The following is a 6,628-nucleotide window of genomic DNA, read 5'->3' on the forward strand; positions in this document are numbered from 1 at the left end:
CGCCGCCCAGGCCGGGCCCAGCAGCTCGGCATGGGCCTGGATCAGGGCCTGGATCAGTCCCTGCAGCCGTGGCCCGGCCAGCGTCGCACCGCCCCACAGCGCGCGCAGCCCCGCCACCCGCAGCGCCTGCTGCAGGCGCTGGCGCTGGTAGAGGCTGAGGCGGCCCCGGGCCTGCAGCGGGTTCAGCCACTGCGCATCAAGCAGCTCCAGTGCGGCGGCCAGCTCGGGCGCACGCACGGCGATCAAGGCCTGCAGCCCGCCATGCGGCGTGATCAGCGCCAGCCTCTGCAGCACCTGCTCGCCGGGTGCCAGGCGCTGCAAGGCCTCCCACAGGCCCGGGCCATGGCGGCGCGCCAGCCGCGCCAGCCAGCCGGCCAGGTCTTGCGAGGAGCGGGCCGACCAGGGCAGCGCGCCCTGCTGCAGATAGTGGCTGAACTGCGCCAGCTCATGGGCGTCGCGCGAGCGGCTGCTGCCGGGCAGACGCTGCAAGGCCTGCAGCAGCGCGCCGTCCAGGCGCTCGGCCCATTGCCGCAGCGGCGCATCGGGTGTGAAGCGGCCCAGGTCCAGTTCCAGCCTGTCGATGTGCAGCACCCGGCCGTCGGCCGGCATCTGCGCCTGCAGGCGCGCCTGCAGCGTGCGCAGACCCGGGCCGCGCAGAAAGCGGCGCAGGCGCTCCTGCTGCTGCCAGGCCAGGCCCTCGCTGGCGAAGCGGGCATCCCAGACCAGGCTGTCGATCACGGCCCTCATGGCGGGGCCTCGCGTGAGATCTGCTGCCACAGCAACCGGCGCAGCACGGCGGCGCGCGAGTCCAGCCGGCGTTGCGCGGCCGGGTCCTGCGCGCCGTCGCCAGCCAGGCCCTCGCACAGCGCCCGCTTGGCCAGCAGCCAGCCCTGCAGGGCCAGCTCGAAGGCTTGCAGCGCCTCGGCTTGCAGCCACAGGCAGTGCGTCTGCAGATGGGCCGGCGCCAGCTCGGCCACGGTCTGCGCGGCCAGGGTCCGAAAGCGCGGGTCGGCGCCGCGCGCGGTCCAGGCCGGCAGCACGACGCTGAGCTGCTGCGCATAGAAGTCGTCCGGCACATCGGGGGGCAGGGGCACCTCGCCCTGGGGGCGCAGCAGCAGATGCTCGAGCAGATGCAGGCCCTCGCAGCGCAGCTGCAGGCCGCAGGCAAAGCCGTGCAGGGCCAGGGCCAGGTCTTGCGCGGCCGCCGCATCGGCCTGCCGGCCCAGCGGCCACCAGCGCTGCTGCTCGTCGGGGCCCAGCCACAGCAGCTTGCTTTGCTCTTGCCATTGGTAGCGGCTGGCATGGACGGCGCAGCGCAGCAGCGCGGGATCCAGGCGGTCGCCGGGTTTCCATAAGGGCTTGTCGGCGAGGTCCTCGCGCCGTGGCGCGTCGGCGAACAGCTGCATGGGCCGCAGGCCCGGGCCGGGCTGCCGCAAGACCTTGGGCGGCTCGGCGGCTTCGCTCACGCTCAAGCCCCGCTCGCGCAGCGGTGCCGTCAGCGAGCGGCTGTGGTGCTCGGCAAAACCCAGCTGCAGGCTCAGGCGTTCCTGCAGCGGCGCGGTGTTGCCGATCAGGCCGAAGCTCGGCCGGCTGTAGTCGAAGCCGGCATGGCGCTCGCGGGTGAAGCGCTCGATGCCGGCCGCCAGCGTCTGCTTGAGACGCAGCAGATGCTGCTCGAAGCCGCCGGGGCTGAAGTAGCAGGGCAGGCCGCGCAGTCCGCTCTGCGGCAGGGCTTCGCCGTGCAGGGCCAGCAACTGGTCCAGCACGCGGCCGCGCCGCTCCAGCGCATCGTCCTCGGCCTGCAGGGCCGTCAGCTGTTCGGCGGGCGTCTGCAGTTGCAGCGCTGTCAAGCCTTCCAGATGCGACTCACCCAGAGGCTGCCACCAATAGCTCGGCGCTGCTTCAATCGCCAGGCTGTAGAGCGCACCGAGCCGCTGGCGCTGCGCCTGGCCATGGGCCAGCCACTGCTCCAGCAGCGCCGTGTAGGCCAGCCACTGGGCGTGCTGGCCGCTGCGGCTGTGGCTGCGGTGGCGTTGCTCGCCCAGGCTCTCGGGATGGGCATAGATCGCCGGCAGCTGCAGCAGGGCCGGATAGTAGGGCGGGTGCTCGGGCGGTGCCACCTCAGCCACCGCGGTGCCGAGCGTCGCCTGGCTCAGGCCGGGCAGCGGGTGCTCGTGGGCCACCTGCAGCTGGGCCAGGCGGCGGAGCAGATTCTGCTCGGGCAGGGTCTCGCGCGCCGTACCGCGCCAGACCACCCAGTCCATCAAGTCTTCGGCGCGGCGCGGCCACTGCAGGCACAGCGCGCCCGCCTCATCGCCCCAGGGCACGGCGTCGGCGTCTGGCTCGGCCGCCCCATCGCCTTCACCCAGCAGCTGCAGGTGCCGCACCGAGGCCAGACCCTCGATGCCCTGCAGGGCCAGCACCAGGTCGCTGAAGTACAGCAGCGTCTGCTCGCCGCGCTGCAGCTCGGCGTCGCTGATCCAGCCCTGGGGCAGGGCCGGCCCGTCGAAGCGCAGTGCCGGGTCCAGTGCCGTGTCGGCCGGCCGCCAGCGCGGCCGCGCGGCGATGAAATCGGCCGCGCGCTGCGCGATCTCGCCAAGCAGCTCGGCCAGCTCGCGCGGGCCCTGGACATCGATCTCGAAGGCCAGGCGGTGTGGCCGGGGCTGCAGCCGCCGCACGGCGCCGTCCAGGTCTTCGCCCAGGTTGCGCAGCGACCAGAACGCGCGCTGGGCCGCGTCGATCTGGCTCTCCTGGGCCAGCAGGGCCAGGCGCCACAGCCCGGGAAGTCCCTGCTCGCAGGGCTGCAGCCGCAGCTGCAGGGCGCCGGGGCAGCGGGCCAGCAGCGCACGGCGGTAGTCGGCCGCGGTGATGGGCCGGCAGGGCAGGATGCGCTCGGGCCGGTGCAGGCCATGGCGCTCGGGCAAGACCTGGCCCTCGGGCCAGCCCAGCAGCTCGGGCACGCTTTGCTGGGCGCCGTAGACATCCTCGGTCAGCGCGTAGCACAGCGCCTCCAGCAGGGTGACGCCGGGGTCGTGCAGGTTGTAGTCGGTCCACAGCTGGCCGCTGGCGGCCTGGGCCAGCGCGATGCCGGCGCTGCGCAAGGCCTCGAAGTCCAGCGCCGGGCCGCCGGGCGTCTGCTGCTGTTGCGGCGACTTGCGCGCAATGGTCTGCGGCGCGGCGCTCATCGCTGACATTCCTCCATATGCGGGTCGAACCAGAGCTGGGTCAGCTGGGCGTTGATCAGGCACTTGTCACCGAAATCGCAGCCGGTGCGGATCTGCAGCCGGTAGCTGGCGTCGCGGCCGCTCTTGACGCTCTTGGTGTCCTTGTCGTCACCGCCGTGCCAGCGCAGCTGCAGGCGGTCGCAGCGCCGGCCCCAGAAGGCTTGGGTGCTGCGGATGCCGCGCTTGCGGTTGAAGAAATCCAGCCAGCCCCAGCTGGGGTTGTAGGTGTTCAGTGCCACCGCCTGCAGCAGCGCGAAACGACCCGAGCCCTTCTGACCGACACCGGCCATCACCTCGAAGCCCTGGCAGCCCTGCAGATCGTCGGTCAGGTCCTGCCACTGGCCATTGGCCAGCAGCGGCTCGGGCGCGCTGCGCAAGTCGCTGCCGCGCCGGCCGCTGCTGCGCACCGTGCCCTGCACGTCCAGCATGTCCTGCGGGTCGGCCGTGCCTATGCCCACGCGCTGGCCGCCGTCCTGGTCGGCGTCCAGGCACAGCAGCGGCGCGCTCGCGCCGTCGCCGGCCGAGCCACCGCGCTGCAGCAGCAGCTGATCGCGCGCGCGGCTCAGCGCCACGCGCCACAGCACGCTGTCGGGGTTCTGGTCGCGCAGAAAGCTCAGGAGCGCGTCATGGCCCACCGGCGCATAGATCTCCTCGCCGCGCTCGACCGTCTTGCGAAAACCCTCGTCGCTCATATTGAGCATGGAGTCGATCAGGTCGGCGAAATGGTCCTCGTTGGGCAGCTGGCCCTCGCGGAAATAGTTCTTCAGCGTCTCGCGATTGCGACGTGTCATGGTTTGACACCCCCGCCGATGATGAAGCTGCTGCCCAGCGCCAGCCGCGCCAGCCCGGTCACACGGGCGCGGCGCTCGCCGGGCTCGGTCTGCAGCTCCAGCAGATGGCGGCGCATCGGCAGCAGCAGGGTCCAGCCGCGCCTGGCCGCGATCTCGCGGCTGCCCAGCCTGGCGCTGTCGCCGAGCCGGTAGCAGCCGGCATCGTCCTGTGTGATGTGCAGCAGCGAGATCGCGCCGATGGAGGCGATCTCGGGCCGGGCGCGGGCAAAGGCCTCCAGTTCCTCGGCATGCAGGCGCCAGTCGAACTGCACGCCGCGTCCGCCCGGCCGCCACGGCGACAGATAGTCCAGCAGGTCCAGATTGAGACGGCGCAGCGTGCTGCCGGCCGGCACACCGGCCACCAGGCTCAGCGCGCAGCGCAGCTGTACCCGGGCATAGGCGCAGTTGCGCACCGTCAGGCTCAGGTGCGGGCTGCTGCGCGCGCTCAGATAGGCCTGGATGCGGGCCAGCGTCGCCGCATCCAGCCGTGGTGCGGCATCGGCCGGCGCGTCGGGCGGCGGCGCCGCGACCACCACCACCCGCAGCACGCCCCGGCTGCCCAGGCAGCGCACCTTGATGACCTCGGGGAAAGCGTCCAGCACCAGGCGTTCGACATCCCAGACCGTCGCGGCCCGGCCCTTGTGATGCAGGCGCTCGGCCGCGCGTACATGCAGCGCGGCGTCGTCCTCGGCCGCGCGCGCACCGAAGGCGCCGTCGACCTGGCGCACGCTGCCCAGCCCGGCGATGGGCTGCAGGCTGTTCTTGATGCGGCCCGGGGGCAGTGCCGGCTCGCCCGGCGGCGCCGCGCCCAGCCGCAGCACTTCCAGACCCTGGGCCTGCACGCCCTGGAAGCCGGCCAGCAGCTCGAAGCCCCAGTCGGCGCTCAGGCGCAGCCAGAACAGCTCGGGCCCGGGCAGGGCCGGGCAGCCGCGGCTCAGATCGGCCGGCAGGTCCAGCACCATCAGGCCGCTGCGCAGCAGGCCCTGGGTGCCGTCGTGCAGCAGGCGCTGGGGGTCCAGCCAGCGCCAGGCATCGCCGCACCAGGCGGCCCAGCGCAGCCGCGGGCGCTGCGCGTCCGGCGCATCGGCGGCCTGTTCGGCGCGCAGCCTAAACAGCAGGGATAGCGGACCCTGCAGCTCGCTGGCGCGCAGACCGATGAAGAGCTGGCCGTCGGCCTGCAGGCGCGGCAGCCAGTGGTGACCGCGCCGCCCGGGCAGCAAGCGCTCCCGGCCGAACGGGCCTTGCTGGAACAGCTGGCTGGCACCGGGCTGATCGGCCTCGGCCGTCAGCAGGCCGATCAGCTCGCTGGCTTCGTAGTCGACGCTGAGCTGCTCCAGCTGCGGGGTGTAGGGCGGCCGGGGCAGCGGCTCGGGCTCGCGGGCGCGCTTGAGCCGGCCGTTGCGGCTCAGCACCTCGGTCATCAACTGCGGGTAGAGCGCATGGCCGAAGGCCGCCGGCGGTTCGGCCAGGCCCAGGCGGAAAAAGCCCTGGCGGCTGGCCAGGCTGAACTCGCCGCTCTGCCCCGGCTGGCCGGCTGGTTCGGCGCGGTGCCAGCGCTTGAGTTCGGTGGCGTCCAGCGCCAGCGTGCGCCGCGCCGCGATGCGACGCTGGCCGCTCAGGCTGTCGAACAGCGCGGTGGCCTCACCCTGGGTCGCCTGCCAGCGGCCATTGGCCAGCAGCGACCAGCGCGCACGGAACACCGGGTTGCTCCAGTCGCCCGGATAGCCGCGGTAGTGCTCGGCAAAACCGCCACCGCAGCCGGGCAGCGCGGCCCACAGCAGATGCAGACGCAGGCTTTGCAGCGGCTTGGCCACCAGCTCGGGGCTGCCCAGCACCAGATAGGAGGCGGCGTCGGGCAGCGGTCCGAAGGGCGCGAAGGGCTTGCTGGGGTCGAGCCGGCCGAGCTGGTTGTGCAGCCAGAGCTGGCGCAGGCCGCGCACCTTCACCGCCAGCGCGATGCTGTGCAGCGGCAGCTGCTGCAACAGGCTGTAGGCATGCAGCCGGGTCTGCGGCTGCAGCTGCAGCTGCAGCACCGGCAGGGCCGGCCAGTCCGGGCCATGGAGGGCGGCCTGGCAGGCCACGATGGCCGGCTGCTCGGGCCGCAGGCGCAGGCTCAGCTCGACCGCGCCGCCCGGGCCGCGCTCGGCGAACACCTCGTCCACCGCCAGCCAGCCCTGCTCGGTGCTGAGCCGGGCGCGCCACAGGCCGCGGAACACGCGGTCGAACACCAGCGAGCGCTCCAGCGGGCGGCGGCCATAGATCAGCGACAGCGGGTCATCGACCGCGGCTTCGCCGGCCTCCTTGGCCTGCAAGACCCGGCGCGCATGCACGCGCAGCGCCGCCAGATCGGCCTCGCGCAGCTCGGCGGCGCCGCAGAGCCAGACCGCGAACAGCCGGCCCAGGCGCTGGGCCAGCAGCGCCGGCTGCTCGGTGGCCAGGCAGCGTGCGAGCAGAAAACACAGCATCAGCGAGCTGCCCGCCGTCGCGCCGCGGGCCAGCGTCGCGGCGGCCATCGCCCGCTCTTCGTCCGGTGGCGCGGGCCGCAGACCGGCGCGCTCGCGCGGCGGATGCTGC

General features: G+C 73.3%; 4 protein-coding genes. All 4 read right to left on the reverse strand.

Features of this window, described 5'->3' with window-relative positions; all coding sequences use genetic code 11:
• Window positions 1-747 (reverse strand): contractile injection system tape measure protein (locus PO768_RS17080; protein ID WP_272647008.1); only part of this gene is annotated, 747 nt, incomplete at its 3' end.
• On the reverse strand, window positions 744-3,185 hold the full coding sequence (locus tag PO768_RS17085) for a hypothetical protein (RefSeq protein ID WP_272647009.1): 2,442 nt from the start codon (window positions 3,183-3,185) through the stop codon (window positions 744-746). The genes PO768_RS17085 and PO768_RS17080, both read right to left, overlap by 4 nt.
• On the reverse strand, window positions 3,182-4,015 hold the full coding sequence (locus PO768_RS17090) for a hypothetical protein (protein ID WP_137942031.1): 834 nt from the start codon (window positions 4,013-4,015) through the stop codon (window positions 3,182-3,184). The genes PO768_RS17085 and PO768_RS17090 overlap by 4 nt, the downstream gene beginning before the upstream one ends.
• A partial coding sequence (locus PO768_RS17095) for a hypothetical protein (protein WP_272647010.1) occupies window positions 4,012-6,628 on the reverse strand: 2,617 nt, incomplete at its 5' end. The genes PO768_RS17090 and PO768_RS17095, both read right to left, overlap by 4 nt.

Origin of the sequence: Paucibacter sp. XJ19-41 (genome assembly GCF_028462495.1) — a bacterium.
Taxonomy (GTDB): Bacteria; Pseudomonadota; Gammaproteobacteria; order Burkholderiales; family Burkholderiaceae_C; genus Roseateles_E.